This is a genomic window from Halomonas dongshanensis (assembly GCF_024790395.1).
Classification (GTDB): Bacteria; Pseudomonadota; Gammaproteobacteria; order Pseudomonadales; family Halomonadaceae; genus Vreelandella; species Vreelandella dongshanensis.
The window spans coordinates 131,244-150,916 of the sequence record NZ_JAJISC010000009.1 but is presented as its reverse complement, the minus strand read 5'-3'; the positions used below and the strand labels follow the sequence as shown (position 1 = coordinate 150,916).

Annotated in this window: 24 protein-coding genes; 23 read left to right on the top strand and 1 reads right to left on the bottom strand. The window is 57.6% G+C overall.

The window, feature by feature from the left end; all coding sequences use genetic code 11:
* Positions 1-113: 113 nt before the first annotated feature.
* From pilL2 to LLY24_RS17135, 21 genes are all read left to right on the top strand, one after another.
* Positions 114-599 (top strand): PFGI-1 class ICE element type IV pilus protein PilL2, encoded by a 486-nt coding sequence (gene pilL2, locus LLY24_RS17235; RefSeq protein ID WP_259037543.1) that lies wholly within the window; start codon positions 114-116, stop codon positions 597-599.
* The gene (locus LLY24_RS17230; RefSeq protein WP_259037542.1) at positions 589-1,323 is read left to right on the top strand and encodes a hypothetical protein; all 735 of its coding nucleotides are present in this window, start codon (positions 589-591) and stop codon (positions 1,321-1,323) included. The genes pilL2 and LLY24_RS17230 overlap by 11 nt, the downstream gene beginning before the upstream one ends.
* A 10-nt stretch (positions 1,324-1,333) precedes the next feature.
* A complete protein-coding gene (locus LLY24_RS17225) occupies positions 1,334-2,050 on the top strand; it encodes a TIGR03759 family integrating conjugative element protein (protein ID WP_259037541.1) in 717 nt (238 codons plus the stop codon).
* A 42-nt stretch (positions 2,051-2,092) separates the two neighbouring features.
* Entirely contained in the window at positions 2,093-2,827 is a 735-nt protein-coding gene (locus LLY24_RS17220) for a lysozyme family protein (protein ID WP_259037540.1), read from the top strand.
* Between the two features lie 33 nt (positions 2,828-2,860).
* On the top strand, positions 2,861-3,409 hold the full coding sequence (locus tag LLY24_RS17215) for an integrating conjugative element protein (protein ID WP_259037539.1): 549 nt from the start codon (positions 2,861-2,863) through the stop codon (positions 3,407-3,409).
* Positions 3,406-5,583 (top strand): type IV conjugative transfer system coupling protein TraD, encoded by a 2,178-nt coding sequence (traD, locus tag LLY24_RS17210; protein WP_259037538.1) that lies wholly within the window; start codon positions 3,406-3,408, stop codon positions 5,581-5,583. Before LLY24_RS17215 ends, traD begins: the two co-directional genes overlap by 4 nt.
* Entirely contained in the window at positions 5,570-6,274 is a 705-nt protein-coding gene (locus LLY24_RS17205; RefSeq protein ID WP_259037537.1) for a TIGR03747 family integrating conjugative element membrane protein, read from the top strand. Before traD ends, LLY24_RS17205 begins: the two co-directional genes overlap by 14 nt.
* Positions 6,275-6,455: 181 nt before the next feature.
* Complete coding sequence (locus LLY24_RS17200) at positions 6,456-6,803, top strand: integrative conjugative element protein, RAQPRD family (RefSeq protein WP_259037536.1); 348 nt, start codon at positions 6,456-6,458, stop codon at positions 6,801-6,803.
* A 40-nt stretch (positions 6,804-6,843) separates the two neighbouring features.
* The gene (locus tag LLY24_RS17195; protein ID WP_259037535.1) at positions 6,844-7,020 is read left to right on the top strand and encodes a TIGR03758 family integrating conjugative element protein; all 177 of its coding nucleotides are present in this window, start codon (positions 6,844-6,846) and stop codon (positions 7,018-7,020) included.
* A gap of 104 nt (positions 7,021-7,124) precedes the next feature.
* Positions 7,125-7,499, top strand: a complete 375-nt coding sequence (locus tag LLY24_RS17190) for a TIGR03745 family integrating conjugative element membrane protein (RefSeq protein WP_259037534.1) — start codon at positions 7,125-7,127, stop codon at positions 7,497-7,499.
* Positions 7,500-7,509: 10 nt separating this feature from the next.
* A complete protein-coding gene (locus tag LLY24_RS17185) occupies positions 7,510-7,887 on the top strand; it encodes a TIGR03750 family conjugal transfer protein (protein ID WP_259037533.1) in 378 nt (125 codons plus the stop codon).
* Positions 7,884-8,534 (top strand): PFL_4703 family integrating conjugative element protein, encoded by a 651-nt coding sequence (locus LLY24_RS17180; RefSeq protein ID WP_259037532.1) that lies wholly within the window; start codon positions 7,884-7,886, stop codon positions 8,532-8,534. Before LLY24_RS17185 ends, LLY24_RS17180 begins: the two co-directional genes overlap by 4 nt.
* Positions 8,531-9,385 carry a TIGR03749 family integrating conjugative element protein gene (locus LLY24_RS17175; protein ID WP_259037531.1) on the top strand — a complete coding sequence of 285 codons (855 nt, stop codon included), beginning with the start codon at positions 8,531-8,533 and terminating at the stop codon, positions 9,383-9,385. The genes LLY24_RS17180 and LLY24_RS17175 overlap by 4 nt, the downstream gene beginning before the upstream one ends.
* Positions 9,382-10,857: a TIGR03752 family integrating conjugative element protein gene (locus LLY24_RS17170; protein WP_259037530.1), complete on the top strand. Its 1,476-nt coding sequence runs from the start codon at positions 9,382-9,384 to the stop codon at positions 10,855-10,857. Before LLY24_RS17175 ends, LLY24_RS17170 begins: the two co-directional genes overlap by 4 nt.
* Positions 10,820-11,302 carry a TIGR03751 family conjugal transfer lipoprotein gene (locus LLY24_RS17165; protein WP_427854575.1) on the top strand — a complete coding sequence of 161 codons (483 nt, stop codon included), beginning with the start codon at positions 10,820-10,822 and terminating at the stop codon, positions 11,300-11,302. The genes LLY24_RS17170 and LLY24_RS17165 overlap by 38 nt, the downstream gene beginning before the upstream one ends.
* Positions 11,303-11,448: 146 nt before the next feature.
* The gene (locus LLY24_RS17160) at positions 11,449-14,259 is read left to right on the top strand and encodes a conjugative transfer ATPase (RefSeq protein ID WP_259037529.1); all 2,811 of its coding nucleotides are present in this window, start codon (positions 11,449-11,451) and stop codon (positions 14,257-14,259) included.
* On the top strand, positions 14,252-14,806 hold the full coding sequence (locus LLY24_RS17155; RefSeq protein ID WP_259037528.1) for a DUF2726 domain-containing protein: 555 nt from the start codon (positions 14,252-14,254) through the stop codon (positions 14,804-14,806). Before LLY24_RS17160 ends, LLY24_RS17155 begins: the two co-directional genes overlap by 8 nt.
* Complete coding sequence (locus tag LLY24_RS17150; protein WP_259037527.1) at positions 14,776-15,429, top strand: hypothetical protein; 654 nt, start codon at positions 14,776-14,778, stop codon at positions 15,427-15,429. The genes LLY24_RS17155 and LLY24_RS17150 overlap by 31 nt, the downstream gene beginning before the upstream one ends.
* Positions 15,426-16,199 carry a DsbC family protein gene (locus LLY24_RS17145; RefSeq protein WP_259037526.1) on the top strand — a complete coding sequence of 258 codons (774 nt, stop codon included), beginning with the start codon at positions 15,426-15,428 and terminating at the stop codon, positions 16,197-16,199. Before LLY24_RS17150 ends, LLY24_RS17145 begins: the two co-directional genes overlap by 4 nt.
* A complete protein-coding gene (locus LLY24_RS17140) occupies positions 16,196-16,783 on the top strand; it encodes a hypothetical protein (RefSeq protein ID WP_259037525.1) in 588 nt (195 codons plus the stop codon). Before LLY24_RS17145 ends, LLY24_RS17140 begins: the two co-directional genes overlap by 4 nt.
* Before the next feature lie 123 nt (positions 16,784-16,906).
* Positions 16,907-17,176 carry a hypothetical protein gene (locus tag LLY24_RS17135; RefSeq protein ID WP_259037524.1) on the top strand — a complete coding sequence of 90 codons (270 nt, stop codon included), beginning with the start codon at positions 16,907-16,909 and terminating at the stop codon, positions 17,174-17,176.
* Between the two features lie 34 nt (positions 17,177-17,210).
* Here LLY24_RS17135 and LLY24_RS17130 read toward each other — a convergent pair whose 3' ends face one another.
* Positions 17,211-18,107 (bottom strand): hypothetical protein, encoded by an 897-nt coding sequence (locus tag LLY24_RS17130; RefSeq protein ID WP_259037523.1) that lies wholly within the window; start codon positions 18,105-18,107, stop codon positions 17,211-17,213.
* A 188-nt stretch (positions 18,108-18,295) separates the two neighbouring features.
* Here LLY24_RS17130 and LLY24_RS17125 point away from each other — a divergent pair, with 188 nt between their 5' ends.
* Together LLY24_RS17125 and LLY24_RS17120 are read left to right on the top strand one after the other, a co-directional pair.
* Positions 18,296-18,724 carry a TIGR03757 family integrating conjugative element protein gene (locus tag LLY24_RS17125; RefSeq protein ID WP_259037522.1) on the top strand — a complete coding sequence of 143 codons (429 nt, stop codon included), beginning with the start codon at positions 18,296-18,298 and terminating at the stop codon, positions 18,722-18,724.
* Positions 18,721-19,671 carry a TIGR03756 family integrating conjugative element protein gene (locus LLY24_RS17120; protein ID WP_427854574.1) on the top strand — a complete coding sequence of 317 codons (951 nt, stop codon included), beginning with the start codon at positions 18,721-18,723 and terminating at the stop codon, positions 19,669-19,671. Before LLY24_RS17125 ends, LLY24_RS17120 begins: the two co-directional genes overlap by 4 nt.
* Positions 19,672-19,673 lie beyond the last annotated feature (2 nt).

Below are 19,673 nucleotides of genomic sequence, written 5' to 3'. Positions count from 1 at the left end.
GTGTCGTCCTCTTAGGATTTTTGATTGCGCTGATCGCTGGCTGCGCTCATCAACAACAGCCGCCGCCCAGTGAGAGTGAGCGTTTGTCAGCTGACTACCCCGACGCTGAGAATATGACCCTTCCTTACAGCGCGGGTATGCGTTATCCACGCGTAGTGACCACTGGGCTGGATCAGCCCACTCATGAGGTCGAACCCGATGTCTACCGTGATCGCGATACGTCGCGAGTCGAGGTGATACGAGGCGGGCGATATGCCCTGGTCACGGCCAGCGCGACGTTGCAGCAGCGCAATCTCCTCGAACAGACCGTCAATGTTTCGATCCCTGCTTCTATGAGTCCGTCGGTGGAGGACGGCTTGCGTTACACCCTGCAGCACACCGGTTACAGCCTCTGTGCGCCGCAGGGAAAGCCGCAGCAGTTGCTTTATAGCCGCCCTCTGCCAGCAGCACACTTCCGCCTGGGACCGATGCCGCTTCGCGAGGCGTTGCAGGTGCTCGCTGGTAGTGCTTTCGAGGTTCAGGCCGACCCCATTGCGCGCAACATCTGTTACCAAGTTCGCGATCAGCGACTGATCGAGGAAGTTGGCCATGACAGGTGATCGCCAGACACCCAAAGAGAGGCGTCATCGTTGGCGTCCGCTGCGATTGATGCTTATGGGGCTTGGGATTCTCGCCATTCTGGTGCTGCTCTATTTGATCCTTGTTGATAGTGAGCCTGAAGGGCCAACGCTTGAGTCTCGGCTGCAGTCCCAGCAGCAGGTCATCGACCAACTGCGCGTGCGCATTGAGGAGTTGCAGAGCGGCCAGGATGAGCGCCGCAGCCAGGCCGAGGGCACCAGTAACCGCCTTGGCGAAATCGCCTCGCGCCTCAACGACCTCGAGGCGAGCCGACAGGATTCGCCGCTGCAGGCGCTGCCCGAGCGCGTCCAAGCGCTCTCCCATCGCGTCGATGAGCTATCCAGTTCCGTGGACGTGCGGTTCAGTGCGGCGCAGGAAAAAGAGCAGTCACTCGAATCGTCGATTGAGGAGTTGCGCATGCTCCGAGCGAACCAGCAGACCAGTACCCAGCAAAGCCAGCCCAATCGGCAACGTCAGGCCCGCCCCCAACCCGAGCCGCCGTCACCGCCTTTCTCAGTGTCTGGCGTGGAGCTGCGAGGCGGACGCAGCTATCTAGCCGTGGCATCCGGGGCTGCTGGGCGCTTGAGCGATCTGCGCCTGGTTGGTGAGGGGCAGAACATCGGGCAGTGGCATCTGTCGTCGATCGAGGGCCACTCGGCGGCGTTCATCATCAACGGCCAGACCGTGGTCGTTCCGGTTCCTTGAGGAGGGCCCCATGACGCTTAATCGCAATCAACGCTTGTCTACCGCGCTGCTGCTGTTCGCGGCGTTGCCCGTTTGGGCTCAGCAGGGGCAAGAGAGTGAAGCGACTCGTATCGAGCAGACACGACTGGAGCAGAGCAGCCAACGGGCTGCCGAGGCTTGGGGGCTGAACCAGCAGGAGTATCGACGCTATGAATCGATCATGGAGGGGCCGCGTGGCATTTGGTCTCCGGGGCTGGATCCGCTGACCGCATTGGGCTTGGAGGCTCGCAGTCAGGCAGAGCGTCAGCGGTACGCCGAGAAGCTGGTTGAGACCGAGCGCGCTCGCGTTGAAGCGGAGCTCGCGTTTCAGCGTGCCTACGACGATGCCTGGCAGAGACTTTATCCCAACGACATGCCAGTCAATTCATTCTCTACGAGAGGCGGTGAAGACGCGACACGATCGGTGTTCGGCAGCAACCCGTCGGCAGCCAGTCAACGCCTGAATGTGGTGGTGGCCACCGAGGGATGCGATCAGTGTGAAGCCACCGTAAAGCGTCTGCTCAATAACGGCGTGGTCATGGATATTTGGGTCGTCGATTCCAACGGCGACGATGATCGTATTCGACGTTGGGCGGCTCAGATCGGCATCCCGCCAGCGCAAGTGCGTGCCGGTACGGTGACGCTCAATCATGGTGGCTCACTGAACGTCGACAGAGCTGAGCTGCCGAGCGTCGCGCCGAGGGGGTAAGCGATGATGCCTAGCACGCTGAAAGTGGTGATGACTGGGCTGATGACGATCATAGTTGCCGACGTGGCTCACGCCCAGCAACCCGATATTCCATCAGCCTATGTGGTCGCCGCCGAGGATCATGGTGTACCGCCGGCGGTGCTCTACGCAGTAGCCAGCGCGGAATCGGTGGTCCGTCTCGATGCGGGGCGCCGCCCTTGGCCTTGGACGTTGAACGTCGCTGGCACGTCGATGCGCTTCGGCGATCGCAGTTCCGCGTGCCAGGCGTTGACCGATGCGCTTGAGACAACCCAGATCGTCGACGTGGGGATTGCACAATTGAACGTGCGCTGGCAACCGCAACTGTTTGGTGCTGGTCAGCGCTTTGCGGATCCCTGTGAGGGGCTCGACCCCTATGCCAACCTGGATGAGGCAGCGGCGTTGATTCGAGGCCACTTCGATGATGCTGGCGACTGGCTGATCGCCGCCGGACGCTACCATCGTCCGGCAGGTGGTCGTCCTGCCGAACGTTATCGGGCCGTGGTCAGTCAGGAGCTGGCTCGGCTTGGTACATCCCCCACGCTAGAAATAGGCTCATCGGCACGTATAGCTGCACGCCAGACCTCCAGACCAACGCGATTCCATCGATCTGAAATGACGTCAGTTGAAAGCGACAGCTTGATGTCGCCGGATGAGGCGCTGACCTGGGTGAGCCCTGGGCCACGAACGCCAGATTCTGACGTCACTTGGATAACGCCAGAACGGCGCCCCTGGATAGCCGAAGTCGCACTACGATAGGAGACCCCGATGAAACAATCACGCTGCCTCAGCATGCTATTGGTAGGTGCGATCGCGCTGCTGTCGACATCTGCATTAGCTCAGACTCCCGTCGAACGTCCACCGGGGCTGCCTCAGCTGACGGTGGTTGCCGATCACGGGGGGGAGTCGGCACGACCTTACTACGTGGCGATCAAGGGGGCCGGGGTCGGTGAGGAGGAAGGCTACTCACCGCAGCTGGGTGGCGAGGCGCGTCCTGCCCGGCCCTTTGGAGAACAGGACATGCTGCCGCTCGAGAGCGAGCAGTTGACGCCCGGCACCGTGACGCCGCGTCAGTTGGAACTGCCTGGCGGGTTCACGCCCGTTTTTTTGATCGGGGACGACGACCTGTCCCGGCAGTGGCTGGTCCAGCGCGGCGATATTCTGCGTGAGATGAATGCCGTGGGGCTGGTTGTGCAGGTAGCCGATGAGCCGTCCCTTCTAGCACTGCGCGACGTGGCCCGAGGGCTTGAGCTTCGTCCTGTCTCAGGCGATGGGTTGGCCGATCGATTGGGTCTTCGACACTATCCTGTGCTGATCAGTCAAAGAGGGATCGAGCAATGAGCAGCAACCATCCCCTCGAATCGCTCCTGCGACCGGCCGTCGAGCTTTACACTGTTTGGACCTGCGCTGGCTGTGCGCTCCTCTGCATCTGGGCGCCCTGGTCGCTGGCACTCACACCCAGTGTCGGCATCTCCACCGCCGCTGGATTTGCAGCCTTGGGTGCATGGCGGTTTCGACAGGCCTGGGTTGTTCTTCGCTATCGCCGCAATATGCGGCGATTACCGCGCTTCGCGCTGCCAGCGCGTAAGGTGCCCTTGAGTCGGCGGAGTCTTTGGTTAGGCAAGGGCTTCAAATGGGATGCACAGCACACACAGCGCCTGCATGAATCACGTCAGCCCGCCGCCAAGGTCTATGTCCAGCCGAGTGTGTGGTATCAGCGCGCTCGTCGTTTCGAGCAGTCGAGGGAGCGCGGCGCGGTCGGCCAACATATTGCAGCGCTGCTGCGCTGGGATTCGATGCTCAATCCGGTGCGCCCGCTCCCACCGGTCGGCGGTCGACCGGCACTGCATGCCGTTGAGTGGCGAGAGCATGATGTCTGGATGCCGTTGGGTGAGCGGGTGGGGCACACCTTGGTCGAGGGAACGACGCGTGTCGGCAAAACGCGCTTGGCCGAGATTCTGATCACCCAGGATATTCGGCGTGGTGACATCACGATCTGCTTCGATCCCAAGGGGGATGCGGATCTGATGATGCGCATGTATGCCGAGGCGCAGAAAGCCGGACGGGGTGATGAGTTCTACATCTTCCATCTGGGCTGGCCGGACGTGTCGTGCCGCTACAACGCCGTGGGACGCTTTTCGAGGCTCTCCGAGGTGTCGACCCGCGTGACCGGCCAGCTCTCAGGTGAGGGAAACTCCGCTGCGTTTCGTCAGTTCGCTTGGCGTTTCGTCAACATCGTGGCGCGCGCTCGGCACGCCTTGGGGGAGCGCCCAAGTTACGGCCAGATCCTGGCTGACGTGGTAAACATCGATGCGCTGTTAATGCAGTACGTTCAGGAGACCTTGGAATCGCAGATGCCGGGCTCGAACCAGCAGATCACCGACATTGAAGGCAAGCTCAACGATCGGAACATGCCGCGCAATATGGTGGGGCGTCACAAACGTGTCGTGGCGATTGTTCAGTACCTGCAACAGCCCGAGGTCATTGAGTCGCTGAGCGATCCTGTTCTGGATGGTCTGCTTTCTGCTGTGCGTTACGACAAGACCTACTTCGACAAGATCGTGGCCAGTTTGCTACCGCTGCTCGAGAAGCTGACCAGCGGCAAGATCGCCGAACTTCTGAGCCCTGACTACGACGACATCGAAGACGAGCGCCCGATCATCGATTGGCAGCAGATCATTCGCAAGAAGGGGGTGGTTTATGTCGGGCTTGATGCGCTAAGCGATTTTGAGGTCGCTCAGGCGGTGGGCAATTCGATGTTCGCCGACATCGTCTCGGTGGCGGGCCATATCTACAAGTTCGGCTCCGAGGATGGCCTTCCCGGCGAAGGGGGCAGCCAAAAGCTGCCGATCAACCTGCACTGCGATGAGTTCAACGAGCTGATGGGCGACGAGTTCATTCCGTTGATCAACAAGGGTGGCGGTGCTGGCATCCAGGTGACGGCCTACACCCAGACGCTTTCGGATATCGAGGCGCGCATCGGCAGTGCGGCGAAAGCCGGGCAGGTGGTAGGTAACTTCAATAACTTGGTCATGTTGAGGGTGCGCGAGGAACGCACCGCGCGATTGCTGACCGATCAGTTGGCCAAGGTCAATGTCTCGACTCGTCTGATGGTGTCGATGGCCAGCGACAATGCCGACGTGAACAGCGATCAGGACTTTAGCTCATCGGCAGGGGATCGTATTGGTACTGAATCAGTCGAGATGCTAACGCCCAACGACGTCATCAATCTCCCCAAGGGACAGGCCTTCGCGCTGCTCGAGGGCGGCCAGCTGTGGAAGATCCGTATGCCGCTACCGTTGCCGGACAAGACCGAGGACGTGCCGAAGGACGTGGCTGACATCGCGGGTCGCATGCGCGCCAAATACGCCACGGGCGACCAGTGGTGGACAGGTGTTATGCCGCCGCCAATTCACATGGATTTCAGCAATCCCCCGAGCCTGCATGAGCCGGTCGAGCGGGATGCCGTTGTGGTAGAAGACGCAGCCGGGGAGGTGAGCCATGGCGAGGGATGAGGCGCCGGCTCAGCGTGCTGAAAAAAAGCGCAGCGGGCTGATCGGAACGCTGCTGAAGTTGCCGTTCACGCTTATCTGGATCGTCTTTATCTCTATGGTATGCAGTGTTGTGATCGAGTGGGTCGGGATCTATTTTGGCTGGTTCAGTCAATCAGGCGCCGAGCATGCTCGTCAAACCATGATGACTGAGATGGGTTATCTGGATAGCCAATTCTCTCAATCGCTGCTGGTATCGTCCCCGGTCGAGTTCGCCACGATGATCGTAGACACCTGCTATGAATGGCTATTTGTGAAGTCCGGCATCGCGGGCTGGATCGAGCAGGGGGCCGATGCCGTGGGCTGGGCAGGGACACTGAAAACGTACCTGCAGGCGGCTATGTTCGTGACGCTTATGACCCTCACGCGCTGTGTCATTCTAGTGCTGACGTCGCCGTTGTTCCTTATGGCCGCCTTGGTGGGGTTGATTGATGGATTGGTAAGCCGCGATCTGCGTCGCTTCGGGGCAGGGCGCGAATCGGCGTTTATTTATCACCACGCCAAGCGCATGGTGACACCGATATTCCTAACCGGTTGGCTGATCTACCTATCGCTACCGTTTTCGATCCATCCGAACCTTTTTCTCCTGCCCTGTGCGCTGCTGTTTGGGCTGATGATCGCCATTGCAACCGGCAGTTTTAAAAAGTATCTCTGAGGCGTTCTGAACCAGTGCGCTATCGTCAACGGCCCGACTCTACGAGGATGATTGGGCCTCTCTAACTTCTTTTGCCCCTTCAAGAATGCCCCGCTTTTTCGCTTAACGTTTTGAGCTGATCCCCGAGTGCGTTGCCTCGAACATGGAGCCATGTCGCCACCACTTACGACGGGACTCTGCCATGACGGTGCGCCAACGCTCTCCACTCACTTCTTTGCTCACAGGGTTATTGCTGGCCGGCAGCTTAGCAAGCCCTACTCACGCTAATGATATCGATGAGATTCAGCGTCGAGACCTAGCCCTGATTCAGACTCAGATCGAGCAGATCAAGATCGTGGTCGATCGCATCGACGCCAGACAGCAGAACGCCGACCCCGAGTCCACTCGGGTGTACTTCGACATCCCACGTCTACGCGATGACCTGCACTCCATTACCAGCGGTATTGATGCCTATTTAGCGCCTGATCGTCTTTTACCCCGTCAACTGCGCGTGTTGGGCGGTGACTATCTCGATGATCGAGGCCAATAGTGGAGGCGTTCGAGGCGGGAGCTGGCATGGGGGGCAGGAGTTGTCCTGGCTCATCGCAGGAGTGGGCTGCAGCGTTGCGATTCTACTCATTATTTGGATTCTGATGTCGGCGTATCGAGGCTGGGTCAAGGGGCGGGTCGACGGCGATATTTTATCGGCTGTGGTGATCAAGTCGATTCTGTTGGTGTTGTTGTTTTTCTGGTTGTTCCTGTCGTGACAGGGATGACTCGAAGCTCCCCTCGTCGGGGAAACGATGAGCTCACATGGGCTCTGGGTTGTAAGGGTTAACCATCCATCTCTAAAGGCTTAAAGGACACACTCATGTCTCTCTCATCCTACTATCGTCGCCTCTCCAACCGGATTACTCACGGTTGCCAAAAGCTTGTGGTGTTACTTAGTGCCACCGTACCGGGGATCGCGCTGGCACAGCTTCCTGCTCTGGAGGAGCCCACCCAAGGGGGCGGCGGGATTCGCTCTACAGCACAGGGATATATGTACGACGGATTTATCCTGGCGGGACTTTTACTCAGTACGGCTGCGTTCATCTGGGTTGGGATCGGCTGTCTGTCATCGTTTAATGAAGGTCGTGCGCGAGGTGAGTGGACCAAGTTCGGTGTGACGGCATTTGTGGGTGTGGTGCTCATCCTGGTCATCATCTGGCTCAGTACAGAAGCTGCTCCGATTCTGTCTCAGTGAGGGCAGCGCCATGGCAAGCATCGATTTTTTACCGAAACGGATCAACGACGCGCCGGTGGTGTTTCGAGGCATGACGCTTCGAGAAGTCTGCATCATGGCGGTGATGGGGATCGTGGCAGGCATGGTGCCAGGTATTGCACTGGCATTCCTGCTCGGTATGCCTGCCATGGCGCCCACCATCGCCGTGGCGGTCATGGCATTCGCATTGGTGGTCGGGGGCACGGTCATGCGTCGACTGCGCAGAGGGCGTCCGCCCTCTCTGCTCTATCGCCAGATTCTGTACAGATTTGCTGTCCACGGTATCAACGTGGGGAGCGAGGTGCTGATTACACGCTCGAGCACGTATCGGGTGGGGCGTGAATCACGCGGGCAAGGAGAGTTGAGATGAGCCGCTTGCGAAATGCATTAGGTGCTCGCGATGCCCATATCGTGACGTTACGCGTGATGATTATCGTGTTGGTGTTCGCGTGTACAGGATTGGGGCTTGGCTGGTATAGCGCACCGAAGCATCTGACGATTTCCATTCCTCCTGATCTGCGTAGTGGTTCGACACAGAAGTGGTGGGAGAAACCACCCTCGGCAGTTTATGCCTTCACGACCTATGTCTGGCAGCAGATCAATCGCTGGCCAACCGACGGTGAGGCGGACTACAGGCGCAATCTTTATGCGTATTCACCGTTTCTGACGCCTTCCTGCCAAGCAGAGTTGAACGAGGACTATCGCTTCCGCAATCAACGTAATGAGTTGAATCAGCGAGAGCGCAGTGTGTTCGAGATACCTGGACGCGGGTTCAGTGACGAGGCATCTGGTCCGGGCTCGGTCGAGATCGTGTCGCAAGACCAATGGATCGTAAACCTGGATCTGGCGGTTAAAGAGACCTACGCCGGCACGCCTATCCGTGATGTCTATATGCGCTTCCCAATCCGAGTCGTACGCGCTGACGGGGATCCCCAGAACAATAAATGGGGCATGCAGATCGACTGTTTGGCCCGCCCGGCTCAGCGTCTGCAAGTTCCGCAGGAGGACGATGTATGAAGCACTTCAATGCGATCCTGGTGAGAAGCCTGTTGTACCTCTCGTTATTGAGTGTTGCCTCTCAAGCGCATGCTGTCGAGATTCTTCATTGGGATCGTAAGCCCTTAGCGGTTGATCTACCCGTTGGAACCGAGCGGGTGATCATCCTTGATCGTAACGTCCGGGTTGGACTACCCCGTGACATTGCCAGCGCCGAGACGTTGAGGGTACAGAGTGCGGGTGGTGCTCTGTATCTCAAGGCGAATGCGGCCTTCGATACTCAGCGTGTGCGGATACAGGATGTCGAAACAAGTGAGGTCGTGTTGCTCGACCTTACTGCCAAGGAAAGTGGAGCCAGCGATGAAGATATTCGCGTGGTTATTCCAGAGGACACAGGGCGTGGAGGTTCGGCCAGTGCATTTGTGGAAGAGGGGCTTGATCGAGATGAAAGTGCAAGCACGGCGACTTCCTTGGGAACGCCTGTCCCTATCGTTTTGACGCGTTTTGCCGCTCAGTCGCTTTATGCGCCGAGCCGTACGATCGAACCCGTACCTGGATTGGATCGAGTCGCCATGCAATTGCCAGAGAGTCTGCCCTCTCTTCTGCCGTCACTGCCTGTTATGGCAACCCCCCTGGCCGCATGGAAACTCGATAGTTGGACCGTTACAGCGGTGAGGATCACGAATAATGATCCATCGAGAGCGTTCGAATTAGATCCTCGCTGGCTACAAGGCGACCTCTACAGTGCAACGTTCATGCACCCGGTGTTGGGACGACAAGGCAGCGTCGAGGACACCACGACCGTCTTTATCGTGACCAATGGACGTTCCTTGGCGAATGCGCTTCCGCTCTCTCAGAGAGGTGACTCATGAAGCTTAAAGGCAACATGCTGCTCAAGGTAGGGGTGCCGGTGATGGTCTTTGGCATGATCCTGATCGTTATCAAGAGCTGTAGTGGCGATAACGTGCGTCAGGTGCAAGAAGACACGCAAGATGCGACCCGGACGTTGTCCAGAGAGGAGATGGATGCGCTCGGCATCAGTGGTGATTCCTCTCAGGATACAGTTGCCACATTAGTGGGAAAGATGAATGCCTGGGAGCGTCAGCGTCAACGAGATCAAGAGCGAATGGAGTCGCTGATCGACGAAAACAACCGACTGGCAGATAGGGCTTCCAATGTGGATCGCGCGGTCAACGAGGCTATCCAGCAAGAACGCCAGCGACAACAGCAAGCACGTGAGCAAAGTGAACAGTCGCTATTAACGCGTTTCGAAGCGCGAATGGAGCGGTTACTACCCAGTAGCAATAAGGCCGAAGAGCGTAGCGATAACAACGATTTGCCCATCGGACTTGGACTGGAAGGCGGCGGTGGCCCCACAGCAACTTACTCAGATTCAACGGGGCTGACGTGGGTCGAACCGATCGATCAACAGCAGCATGATGGTCGTACCAGAACGGGACGGCAGGATGAGGAGCCGACCTTTCCGACATCGTTCACTGCAGTAAGTGATGCGGCGTCTCGGACGGTACGTGCTGTTGATGAGAGGGTCTCAGGAGAGCCCAGCGTGTCGACGGTGGAGCCCGTTTACACCATTCCTGAGAACTCGACTCTGATGGGATCGCTGGCGATGACCGCTTTACTGGGGCGTGTGCCTGTTGATGGTGCCGTCAATGATCCGTATCCGTTCAAGGTGATGATCGGCAAGGACAACTTAACAGCCAACGGCATTGAGCTGCCCGAGGTTCAGGCGGCCATTGCCAGTGGGACTGCAACGGGAGATTGGACGCTTTCTTGCGTGCGCGGGAACATCCAATCCCTCACCTTCGTCTTCGCGGACGGGACGATCCGCACCATCCCTTCACCAGACGACGTGAATCAGGGCGGCGGCAACGACAACCGCAACACTCAGAACCAGACCATTGGGGGTGGGAATTCCATTGGCTGGATCAGTGATCAAGCCGGTCTTCCCTGCATCAGCGGTATGCGTCGCAGTAATGCACAGCAGTATCTTGGCACTCAAAGTTTGCTGACGGCAGCCGGTGCTGGAGTCGCAACGTTGCTATCTGATGATGACGCCACGTCGATTACCTCGTTCGGTAGCGATGGTTCGATCTCTCAAGCCATGAGCGGCAATCAGGCCATGGGGCAAATTCTGAGTCAGGGCGTCAATGACATGAGCAATTGGGTCAACCGACTTTACGGTGAAGCCTTTGCTGCCGTTTATGTACCGCCGGGCCAGCATGTGGCGATACACATCAACAAACAATTGCCGATCGATTACGAGACCGAAGGGAGGAAGGTGCGCTATGACACGTCAACCGCAACCACAGTCGGGCTCGACTGAGCTTAGCGTTATGTCGCGAACCATGATCGCCGCCCTGGTATTGGTCGGCCTGGGGTTACTCACGGGCTGTGCAACGTCCAAAGATGAATTGATGCCAACTAATGGCATGACTATGCAGGAGCTTTGGCAACAGGGCTCCAGCATGAGTGCGGGCGACGCTGGTCAGCAGAACATCGCCGCGACACGGGCGACGCTACGTCGTCCGATTACGTCAGCCGATATGGTCGAAGAGCAAACTCGCTATACCCGTGAAGCGGCCAACGAGATACATAGCCAGTTCTCGCGACTGCCCAACCCTGATTTAGTGATTTATATCTATCCGCATTTGGCTGGTCGCGATCAAAGCGTTCCCGTGCCGGGTTACTCGACAGTTTTCCCTCTGTATCAGAAACCGCATTACGCGATGCCGGGAGAGACGGCGCGTCCGCCGGGGAGGACGCGCTGATGTCTTCCTTCAATGCCTTCATGAACCGACTCTTTGCTTCTAAGAAGGAACCGACTGCTGCAATGCAGGAGCAGGGTAAAGAGCATGGGGATCGTCAAACGGCCCTCAATGAGCGTGCATTGCTGACAGATGAAACGGGTCGTCCTATGTCGTTACCGCGCGGAAAGATGCCAACCGTCGGTGACATTCGTCGTCAATACGAGCGAGCACCGTCGTTCGCTAGTCGGCTACCTTGGATGGAGTACCTGCCCGAATCTGGATGCTTTCTGCTCGAGGACGGGGTGTCACTAGGGGTTGTCGCTGAGGTGACGCCAGCTCCCACGGAGGGGCGCTCGCTCGAGGCGCTGGAAGCAGTGCGTGATCAGATCGAAGCGGCACTGCAGGATAGTCTGCCGGAGCTGGATGCCAACCAGTGGGTGGTGCAGCTCTATACCAAGGACGACACCGATCCCCGCGAAGATCTGCAGCGCATTCGCGACGCGATACCCGAGGAGCTACGCAACACCGACTACACGAAAGCGTGGCTGGCCAGCATGGAGGCGCATTTCAAGGCGATCTCTCGCCCAAATGGCCTGTTCGAGGATGACATCATCACGCAGACAGCGTGGCGTGGCCAGACTCGCCGTACGCGCCTAGTGTTGTATCGCTGGGTCAGTCGTAATAACAAAGCGAAGCTCGGTGAGCATCGATCACGGCTTTCGCCGGAGGCGCTGATCAACCACGTCTACGGTAAGCTGGAGTCGAAGCTGGCCAGCGCCGGACTGCCAGTGCGGCGCTATGACGGTCGTGATTTCCACCGGTGGATGATGCCGCGCTTTAATCCGCGCCCGGCGTTTTCCCCGGACGACCCTCAGCGCTTTTACGACGTGTTCGACTATCCGGGTGACGATCCCGACGTCCAGCTCTGGTCATACGACTTGGCTGAAGGAATGCTCGCGAGCTCTCCTCGCGCGGATGCTGAATCCGGGCTCTGGTATTTCGATGGGCTGCCGCAGCGTGTTATCCCCGTCGAGGAGTTGCGTAAGGTGCCCAAGGTTGGTCACCTGACTGCCGAGATTTCGCGTGGCCAGACATCGATTCGCAACGCTACGTTCGACGTGTTGCCGCTGGGCGTCGAAGCGTGCATGACGATTGTGGCCATCCCTCAGGAGCCCCTGGAAAGCCACATCGATCAGCTGGCCAAGAAGGCGGTCGGCGACAGCGTACTGGCCGTGAACGTTCGCGAGGACTGTGAGCAGGCGCGGAAGTATCTCGGCAAGGACCACAAGATGTACCAGTCGGCACTGGCGTTCTTCGTCAGTGGCCACGATGAGGCGGACCTGGATCGACGCGTCATGGATCTGACGACTCAGCTCAGCACCGCCGACCTCAAGCCCGTCGAACCCGAAAATGAGGTGGCCGCGCTCAATACCTTTCTGCGCTGGCTGCCGATGAACTTCGATCCCGAGATCGATCGCAATAATCGGTGGTACACCCGATTCAACTTCGTGCAGCACCTGGCTAACCTGGCGCCACTCTACGGGCGAGCCAGGGGCACGGGACATCCCGGCATCAGCTTCTTCAATCGCGGGGGCGAGTCACTGACGTTCGACCCGCTCAATAAGCTCGATCGTAAACAGAACGCTCACATGTTCGTATTCGGCCCGACCGGCGCCGGTAAGTCGGCAACGCTCAACTCGATGTTGGGGCAGGTGGTGGCGATGCGTCGGCCGCGCCTGTTCATCATCGAGAAGGGCAATAGCTTCGGCTTGCTCGCCGACTATTTCGAGCGCATGGGGCTGTCGGTGAACAAGGTCAAGCTCGCCCCGGGAGCGAATGCCAAGCTTCCCCCTTTCGCCGAAGCCCATCGCTTACTCGATCCAGAAATGCGTGAGCGCCGTGTCGTTCGCGATCGTCAGGACTACGGTGAGTCACCTGATGACCCTGCCGCCACGCCCGATGATTTGCTTGAGGCGATCGGCACGGATGTATCGGATGAAGAGGATGTCGAGCGCGATCTGTTGGGTGAAATGGAAATGATGGCGCGGATGATGATCACTGGCGGAGACGCTAAAGAGGAGGCTGACTATCGCCGAGCAGATAACCGCATGGTGCGTGATGCGGTAATGATCGCTGCCGAGAAGTCCGCTGAGGAGGCACGCCAGTGCCTCTCCGAAGACGTTCGCCAGGCGTTTTACTCGCTTTCCCGAGACGAAAAGCTGCCTGAGGGCCGCCGCAACCGCGCCTACATGATGGGCGAGGGAATCGGCATGTTCTGTGATGGGTTCGACGGACAGGTCTTCAACCAGGCCGGGGAAGCATGGCCGGAGTGCGACGTTACCATTATCGACCTGGCGCACTATGCCAACCCCGGTTACGAGGCTCAGCTGGCTCTGTCAGTGATGTCGATCACCAACATGATCACCACCATGGCCGAGCGCGATCAGTACAGCGGCCGCCCCATCATCCAGGTCATTGATGAGTGCCACCTGTTGACGGCGAATCCTCTGCTCGCACCTTTCCTCGTTGGCGTGGCCAAGATGGGGCGCAAGCTCAACCACTGGCTCTGGCTGGCGACCCAGAACGTCAAGGATTTCCCCGATGTCTCGGCGAAGATGCTCAATATGATGGAGTGGTGGTTGTTGCTCAACATGCCACCTAACGAGATTGCTGAAGTCAGCCGCTTCAAGACCTTGACCGACGATCAACGCCTGCTGGTCGAGTCGGCGACCAAGGCGTCAGGCAAGTACACCGAAGGCGTGGTGCTGGGTGGGAGGCTTCAGTCGCTGTTTCGCGTTGTGCCGCCCAGCCTCTACCTATCGCTGGCCGGGACCGAGCCCGAGGAGAAGGCGGAGCGGGCCGCGATTATGCGAGAGTTTGGCTGCTCGGAGCTCGATGCCGCCATCAAGGTGGCAGAAAAATTGGATCGGTTGCGTGGGCTCGAGACGGCGGCTTCGGGAGAGTCCACTCATGGCTGAGATGTTGGTTCTCATTACGGCGGCGCTGGTGATCGTCGTCTTCACGTTGTGGCAGCTCAAACGGATGGTATCCGGCGGACGTCGTTACCCCTACATCCCTCAAGAGCGGCTCAACACCCCAACCGAGCAGGCTTTTTATACCGCCGTCCAGCGGGCCGTTGGAACAACCGTCTTGATCGCTTGCAAGGTTCGGATTGCTGATGTGCTACAGGTGCGCTTTCGTCAGCGTCACCGTCGCGATCAGCGATGGTGGCATTACTTTCGCCTGATCAGTTCTAAGCATGTCGATCTCGTGGTGTGCGAGCCACACGGTGGACGAATTCTTGCTGCCATCGAACTCGATGATCGCAGCCATCGCCGTGGTGATCGTCAGCGCCGCGACCGTTTCGTTGATGATGCCTTTGCGTCGGCGGGCGTGCCGTTGCTGCGCTTTACAGCCGGCGGTCGCTATGACGTACAAAAGATTCAGGAGCGCTTGGCGCCTTACCTCACGACCTCGAACGAAGGATCGGATACATGCCCCAACACCAGGTCGATAACGTCATGAGCTTCGACGCGAGAGAGCGGACGCTGCATTTGCTACCGATACTGCAGGTCGATCCCTTTGATGGTGTCGCGCTTGAGGACATCACCTTGTCAGTATCGGTGAGCTGGCTCGACGCTCCCGTCGTCCCGGAGTTGGGCTGGACTATACGTCAGCCATACCCTAACCGACTCTACTTTGTGGCAGGAGCCAATGATTGCCACCTGGGCAACTTCATCACGCTACCAGACGGACAGCAAGCTGGAGAAGTCACCTTCCATTGGACGGTGAGTGCTTCGGCGTTACCTCCCGGCCACTTCAAGGTTACACACCGGCTTGACCTAGTCTTTGGCGAAGGAGACGGAAACACATGGTCGATGGACGTCGCCAACTGGTGGAGCCTGAGTGAGTTTACCAACGAAGAACATTCTACACCCGAGATTGGCCGCAACAGGTTCTCTCGCATCAAGCGGCAAGGATTCTCACCGGGTCGGCGCGCCCAGGTCAGCGAAGTTCTGCGAGATGGATGCCGTTATCTCGATATTCACGAGTCCCTAGAATTGCCAGCAATTACGTTGAGTGACTGCTGGACCATCGATACCTACGGTGGAGATGTTGTCCACGAATGCCTGGAGGCGCTGCAATGAAGATTATCAAGTTCTTAAGCGCTGTTGGTCTGAGCCTAGTGACGCCCCTGTCAGCACAGGCAACCGGCATTCCTGTGCCTGATGTGCCGGACATGACACCTCCCGCTGCGCTGCGAGACCTGACACTCAATGGCCAGCCCGTGACGACGGACGCCATTCGGCGGGTAAATCTGGAGGGACCAATCTATGAGGTGCGGCTACGAAATGGAGACACGTTCTACAGCGACGCTCAGGGACGTTACATGGTTGTGGGGAGTCTTTACGACAACGGCCCCGACGGACTCATCAATGTCACCGAGCAGCATAACCGTCAGGATCGGCTGGACCAGCTGAGTGCCATTCCGGATGGGGGTACGGTGGATTATCCCGCCCAAGGCGAAGAGATCGGACGCATCACCGTCTTTACCGATACGACCTGTCCCTACTGCCAGAGGCTGCATCAGGAAATCGAACAACTGAACGAAGCCGGCATCGCCGTGCGTTATGTCCCATTTCCACGCGCCGGTACTCACTCACTGGCGGCCAACCACCTTGCTCAGGTGCTGTGTTCCCAATCACCGACCGAGGCCATGACACGGGCTTTCCAAGGTGAGGCGTTAGAGCTAACCCCTGTTGAAAGCTGTCAGTCTGCCGTTGCGGAGGGCTTTGCGCTGGGACAGCGGTTTGGCGTGCAGGGCACACCGTCCATTGTCTTGCCCGACGGCGAGATGGGGGAGGGCTACGTGCCCGCACAGCAGCTGATTCAGGCAATCGAGAGAGCTAACTCATGAATTCGATGCGACAGCGACAGATTTTTACTGAAGCCATGCAGTTTGCGATCGATGACAACGAACCGGCTACGTTTCTACGTTTGTGGCTCGCGGGCGACTGGGATTCTCTCACGCGCGAGTGGCCGAGCTACCCGATCCCCTGCGAACTAAAGCAAGGGCATCAACCTGCCCCGCTTCTCATCAACGCTGGCTCAAACGGCGTGGTGAAAAGCTCCAGAATCCTGGATGAATGGCTGTCGAGTCAAATGGCAATCATCAAGGAGACGGGGCCTTTCCAGACGGGCTGTCTGTGGTTCTATCGGGCCGGCGTGCAACATTTGGCCCTCGACTTGGTGGCTAGCGATCGGGAGCTGAACGTCACGATAGCGATCACCGAGTGCTTGAGGCTACCGGCCTCCCTTCAAGATGACCCTTTCATTGAAGTATCAGATGCCGTCGATGCTTATTACCTGGCGACACTGATCGCACATGAGCTGAATATCGAGTTCGAGCCTTATGTTTTGTCTGGTCCTCTGAGCACAGAAAGGCTCCGGAGGTCATCAACGACAAGAGAAAACGAGCGTCACAAGTATCTTGAACCCTGACTCAATCTTTCCGTATCGGAAACATGCTGCATGTGTTTAACGTTTTCCGATGACTGGCACTACACCTCCCAGTGACACTGGCCCTGGGCTAGCACGCATTACCAAGAGAGGAGATTTTTGATCATGACCGATGATAGAGATAGTGCGCTTAACAACCCAGCAAGGCTTAATGATTCCCCTCCGCCCCGTGAAGAGGCCGACCTTAGCTCTGACGAGTACATGGTTTTTGCGATGAAAGACAGCCATCACGCTTTCAGCCTTGGGCTCGAAACTGTGTTGGAATGCATTCGTGCTGCAGAGCTGGAAGGTGCCGTTCCTAAACTCCCGACGCAATGGTGGTGGGATCTACAGACACGCTACTCGCTAGACTTCAAGCACGCCCCGCTGGATTAGCAATCTATGGTGGTCGATGTCCTTTGGGCAGGTATCAGCGAGTCCCCAAGATTTTCTCCGCCAATTCCACCAATTCTTTCCGCCGGGGCCGCTTTGCCCTTTCTGGCGACATATTGAGCAGGTTTTTGAAGTGATCCCGGTTGAACTCGATTGTCTGTCGATAAATTTCCCTGGCATGAGGAGGTCGCCCGGTAGTGACTTGCATCACCATGGTTTCTTGGAGATGATGATCTCTGTGGCGTGCTCTGTGATGGATAAAGCAGACATCCAGTGATAAATATTTACCTTCTTGCCAACCAATCCGATGACTTTTATGGTCAATCACCACGCCTTGCACTTGATGTTCCTCTATAGCTGCAAGCAACTCTGAATTATTAAACACAACGCGCCCCGCTAGGCTCTTGGAGACCGTCATATAGGCAAATACCCAAGGAATATTCTGGAGGGTTGCCCCCATGTAGAGATGTCCATTCCAATCCCTGTAATCCTCTAGCATTTTTTCGGCTAGGGCAGATGAAATTCTGATCCCAATATCCTTCTCCAACAAATAAACTACTCGGTCGAAATTAGGCACAAGGATATCCAGTATCTTGTCGCCCAGGGGATCCGCCGCAGGTCTTTTAGATTTTCGATCATATTCCTTAGGGTTAGAGTAAGGGCAGTTTTCGTAGGCCCAGTCGCGATACTCTGCAAGTCCTTCGACATTACCCTGATAGTGGCGTGCATAAGGGGTGTCGGTGTTGGCTAATTTAAACAGAAAGCCCAGGATTAAAATTGGATTGTCACACCCGGGGCATACAGCGAAAGTGGCTGGGTTACCGCTACGGTTGTTGGTGTACCAGGGGTTTCGCTTGCCGGTAGAGGATTCAAATGACTCCTTATTCAATGGAAGTTCGCCCCAATCGGACTTTTGCAGTTTGTAGACATCCATGTTGGACTCTCCAGATTAACGTTGTGCACTAGCCGCTCTGCAATCATTAAGTTCAAGGAGCAGCTGACAATATTCGTGTGGGCTCTTAAGCTGCCGAAAACCTTATCTGATCAATTTAACATTCTCTACTGTCCCATCGCCTCCCACCCGGTACACCTGTGCGTTGATACCGCCGTGGGAGCCCGTCTATGACCTTCTTTCCTCAGCTGCGGCCATGTGCCGTGTTGTCCTCGCTCTGCCTACTGGCTTGGGGCCAGAACGCTGTCGCCGGCATTGAGGTGTTCACGACTGCCGGTGAGCTAGTCGTCAACGTGCCGTCATCTGCTGCCGTCATCGAACTGGATGCGCCTGCCCGTCTTGATGCGCAACTATCAGAAGGTCTTCCTGCGGATCCCGACGGTGCGAAGCAGGTTCTCGAAACGCGTATGAGCGGCCCCGAATGGCAGCAGACGCTCCAGGACTATGGCCAGTTCTATCAAGGGGTAGCTCGCGCTTGGATGCTGGGTATAGAGAAAGTACCGGCCGTCGTGGTTGACAGTCAGTACGTGGTGTACGGCGAACCGGATATTCGCCGGGCGCTCGAGGAGATTGAGCACGCAAGGGGAGAGCAGCCATGATGCGCCTTCTCTTCATGATGCCCGTGATCTTTGTGCTGTCGACTGTGGTGGTCAGCATGACGAGTGCATCACGTGCTCATGCCATCACGACGCCAGAAATCATCCAATCGTCCTTAAGCACGCAATGCTTGGATTATCAGCTCATTGGCATCTGCGCTTGGCTTCATTGTTCGGCCTTTAGCGGCTGTAGGGTACGTACCTCGATCCGAGTGAAGCACTACATTCCCGAGTTGGTTGTCAGCGCCTACGAAAACACAGGTGAAAACCCTTGGACCGAGATGGCGATGCTTTCTCCACCCCTTGGGAATGCTCTGGGAGGTGGATCGGCACGTGAGTCTGTCGCGCATCAGCACTCGAACACGCATTTCAAGAACGTCGATGCTATCGGTCACCCTTCAGAAGCCTTCTACCAGTTCGCCAGAGGTTTCGGCTGGTTTTGTGACAGCCAGGCGCAGCCGTTCAGACCCTATTTCATTTCGACGTTAGACGCGTTGGCGTGGCGATCAGGAGTGCCTGAAATGGCGTATCCCGAGGCCCTAACACCCGGCGTGCGAGAGATGGGAGCCATGGGCGATCTATGGAGCCCGATCTATCCGCGTAGCGGCTTCGTGTCTCAGACCCATGACTACAAGGTAGCGGCTTCAACGGCGCAGCGTGCTGCTGATGTGGTGACGCGTAGCGGGCAGCCCCATGTGTACCAGTCGTTAATCGCGAGGCACTCGCCTAATAGCGGCATCTGGGGGCCTGGCCCCGTTAGGGAAGGCGACCGCAAGACCCATCAATGGCAGCCACTTGCTCCCAACATGCGCATGTCCTGCTCAATCTTTCCCGATGGTGGCGAGAACAATCAGCTCCAGGATCCAGGTGATTATGCATGGGCGCTTTGGCGGCCCTATCGCTGCTGCCAGAGGCGGGGGCAGGAACTGCTGTACTTCACAGGAGAGTAAGT

What these genes read in the sequence shown, in the direction of transcription:
- pilL2 (WP_259037543.1), top strand. Translation starts at nt 114, where the DNA reads ATGACCCTTCCTTACAGCGCGGGTATGCGTTATCCACGCGTAGTGACC.
- LLY24_RS17230 (WP_259037542.1), top strand. Translation starts at nt 589, where the DNA reads ATGACAGGTGATCGCCAGACACCCAAAGAGAGGCGTCATCGTTGGCGT.
- LLY24_RS17225 (WP_259037541.1), top strand. Translation starts at nt 1,334, where the DNA reads ATGACGCTTAATCGCAATCAACGCTTGTCTACCGCGCTGCTGCTGTTC.
- LLY24_RS17220 (WP_259037540.1), top strand. Translation starts at nt 2,093, where the DNA reads ATGACGATCATAGTTGCCGACGTGGCTCACGCCCAGCAACCCGATATT.
- LLY24_RS17215 (WP_259037539.1), top strand. Translation starts at nt 2,861, where the DNA reads ATGCTATTGGTAGGTGCGATCGCGCTGCTGTCGACATCTGCATTAGCT.
- traD (WP_259037538.1), top strand. Translation starts at nt 3,406, where the DNA reads ATGAGCAGCAACCATCCCCTCGAATCGCTCCTGCGACCGGCCGTCGAG.
- LLY24_RS17205 (WP_259037537.1), top strand. Translation starts at nt 5,570, where the DNA reads ATGGCGAGGGATGAGGCGCCGGCTCAGCGTGCTGAAAAAAAGCGCAGC.
- LLY24_RS17200 (WP_259037536.1), top strand. Translation starts at nt 6,456, where the DNA reads ATGACGGTGCGCCAACGCTCTCCACTCACTTCTTTGCTCACAGGGTTA.
- LLY24_RS17190 (WP_259037534.1), top strand. Translation starts at nt 7,125, where the DNA reads ATGTCTCTCTCATCCTACTATCGTCGCCTCTCCAACCGGATTACTCAC.
- LLY24_RS17185 (WP_259037533.1), top strand. Translation starts at nt 7,510, where the DNA reads ATGGCAAGCATCGATTTTTTACCGAAACGGATCAACGACGCGCCGGTG.
- LLY24_RS17180 (WP_259037532.1), top strand. Translation starts at nt 7,884, where the DNA reads ATGAGCCGCTTGCGAAATGCATTAGGTGCTCGCGATGCCCATATCGTG.
- LLY24_RS17175 (WP_259037531.1), top strand. Translation starts at nt 8,531, where the DNA reads ATGAAGCACTTCAATGCGATCCTGGTGAGAAGCCTGTTGTACCTCTCG.
- LLY24_RS17170 (WP_259037530.1), top strand. Translation starts at nt 9,382, where the DNA reads ATGAAGCTTAAAGGCAACATGCTGCTCAAGGTAGGGGTGCCGGTGATG.
- LLY24_RS17165 (WP_427854575.1), top strand. Translation starts at nt 10,820, where the DNA reads ATGACACGTCAACCGCAACCACAGTCGGGCTCGACTGAGCTTAGCGTT.
- LLY24_RS17160 (WP_259037529.1), top strand. Translation starts at nt 11,449, where the DNA reads ATGTCGTTACCGCGCGGAAAGATGCCAACCGTCGGTGACATTCGTCGT.
- LLY24_RS17155 (WP_259037528.1), top strand. Translation starts at nt 14,252, where the DNA reads ATGGCTGAGATGTTGGTTCTCATTACGGCGGCGCTGGTGATCGTCGTC.
- LLY24_RS17150 (WP_259037527.1), top strand. Translation starts at nt 14,776, where the DNA reads ATGCCCCAACACCAGGTCGATAACGTCATGAGCTTCGACGCGAGAGAG.
- LLY24_RS17145 (WP_259037526.1), top strand. Translation starts at nt 15,426, where the DNA reads ATGAAGATTATCAAGTTCTTAAGCGCTGTTGGTCTGAGCCTAGTGACG.
- LLY24_RS17140 (WP_259037525.1), top strand. Translation starts at nt 16,196, where the DNA reads ATGAATTCGATGCGACAGCGACAGATTTTTACTGAAGCCATGCAGTTT.
- LLY24_RS17135 (WP_259037524.1), top strand. Translation starts at nt 16,907, where the DNA reads ATGACCGATGATAGAGATAGTGCGCTTAACAACCCAGCAAGGCTTAAT.
- LLY24_RS17130 (WP_259037523.1), bottom strand. Translation starts at nt 18,107, where the DNA reads ATGGATGTCTACAAACTGCAAAAGTCCGATTGGGGCGAACTTCCATTG.
- LLY24_RS17125 (WP_259037522.1), top strand. Translation starts at nt 18,296, where the DNA reads ATGACCTTCTTTCCTCAGCTGCGGCCATGTGCCGTGTTGTCCTCGCTC.
- LLY24_RS17120 (WP_427854574.1), top strand. Translation starts at nt 18,721, where the DNA reads ATGATGCGCCTTCTCTTCATGATGCCCGTGATCTTTGTGCTGTCGACT.